This is a genomic window from Microcystis sp. M53603_WE2 (assembly GCF_030065435.1).
Window position 1 is genome coordinate 1 of sequence record NZ_JASJFF010000080.1, and the last position, 1,852, is coordinate 1,852.

At 42.2% G+C, this 1,852-nt stretch carries 1 protein-coding gene; it reads right to left on the bottom strand.

Annotated elements, in window-relative coordinates; genetic code table 11:
* Window positions 1-45: 45 nt before the first annotated feature.
* Window positions 46-1,593 (bottom strand): mercuric reductase, encoded by a 1,548-nt coding sequence (locus PX481_RS01880; RefSeq protein WP_288093401.1) that lies wholly within the window; start codon window positions 1,591-1,593, stop codon window positions 46-48.
* Between the last annotated feature and the right edge of the window lie 259 nt (window positions 1,594-1,852).

Here is a 1,852-nt window from a genome sequence, read left to right on the forward strand (position 1 = left end):
ATAACTGATAACTGATAACTGATAACTGATAACTGATAACTGATTTTAACGGGATAATTTAGTCAACAATGCCAAGAATTTTCGACTATTAGGAGTCAGGAGAGTTCGACGATAGGCATCGGCGGCCTTTTTAATCGCTTCCGCTTGGGTGGGATAGGGATGAATAACAGTAGAGAGTTTACTCAGTCCGATTTTGGCAACCATAGCGGTGGTAATTTCGGAAATCATCTCACCGGCGTGGGAGGCGACGATAGTGGCCTCTAAAATTTGGTCGGAACCTTGTTTGTGAATAATTTTTAAAAAACCTGCTGTTTCCCCATCAGCGATAGCTCGATCGACTATACTCAAAGGAATTTTAATAGTATTAGTGACCAATCCCCGGGTCTGTGCTTGGGTTTCATCCATGCCCACATGGGCGATTTCTGGGTCGGTATAAGTGACCCAAGGCATAACTAAATTACTGAGCTTATAGCGTCCGAAACCGAAGGGAGAAAAAAGAGTATTTTTAATCACAATACGGGCGGCTGCATCGGCAGCATGGGTAAATTTCCAATCCATACAGATATCACCGGCCGCATAAATTTTCGGGTTAGTAGTTTGCAGATAATCATTAACTTTGACTCCCCGACGAGTATCGTATTCCACGGCTACCGCTTCTAAATTTAATCCTGACACATTAGGCTCCCGGCCAGCACCGACTAAAATCTCGTCAACGGTGATAGTTGCTCCTTGACCGTTGCTAGTATATTCAATGGTTTTACCCTGCTCATTTTTTGTCACCCGTTCAATTTGGCAAGAGAGAATTAATTGCATTCCTTCCCGCAGCAAAGCATTCTCAATAATTTCGGTCGCTTCTCGGTCTTCTTTATTCAAAAGATGGGAATGATTATGAAATAAAATCACCTGCGCGCCTAACCGTTGAAAAGCTTGGGCTAATTCACAACCAAGCGGCCCGCCACCGATAATAGCTAATCGAGGAGGTAATTCTGTGAGGGAAAAAATTGTTTCATTGGTATAAAATCCCGCTTCTTTTAGTCCGGGGATATCGGGATGAAAGGCCCCAGCACCAGTGGCAATGACGGCTTTTTTATAAGCGAGAGTTTTTCCCGCCACTGCCACGGCATTTTGTCCTAAAAAACGAGCGCTACCGAAGAAGACATCGATACCTAGTTTTTGGAAACGTTGCACCGAATCATGATGACTAATATCGGCGCGAATTTGCCGCATTCTGGTCATGACTCTGGCAAAATCTACCCTAGTATCCCCAATATTAATTCCTAATTTTTTGGCTTTCTCAATTTCCCCGATAATTCTAGAGGAACGAATCAGACATTTAGAAGGAACACAACCGAAATTGAGGCAATCTCCCCCCATGAGATGTTTTTCCACTAAAGCCACTTTTAAACCTATATCTAAACCCGCCGCCCCCGCCGCTACAACTAAACCCGCAGTACCCGCACCGATGACGACTAAATCATAACAATCTTGGGGTTGTGGATTGACCCAATCGGCAGGATGAACATAATTAACTAATTTTTGATTATGTTCGTCCACTGGGAGAACATTAACTTCCCTAGAGCTATTTTGAAACATATTAGACCTCTTGTAAAAATCAAAAATTGTTGTTAGGATTAGGAATCAGTAGCCAGTAGTCAGTAGTCAGGAGAATTAAGAATGAATAATAATCAGTTAAATGGTCTATTTACAGATTTTATGCAATTTAATTCTTATTTTTGCCGTTTTTGAACCCTGAAAAATTAATTATGCAAGAGGTTTACTAAAGCAGTTAAGTAGGTAGGCACAATTATTTGTAGGATGGGTTAGCGGTAGCGTAACCCATGCGGGCGTTGGG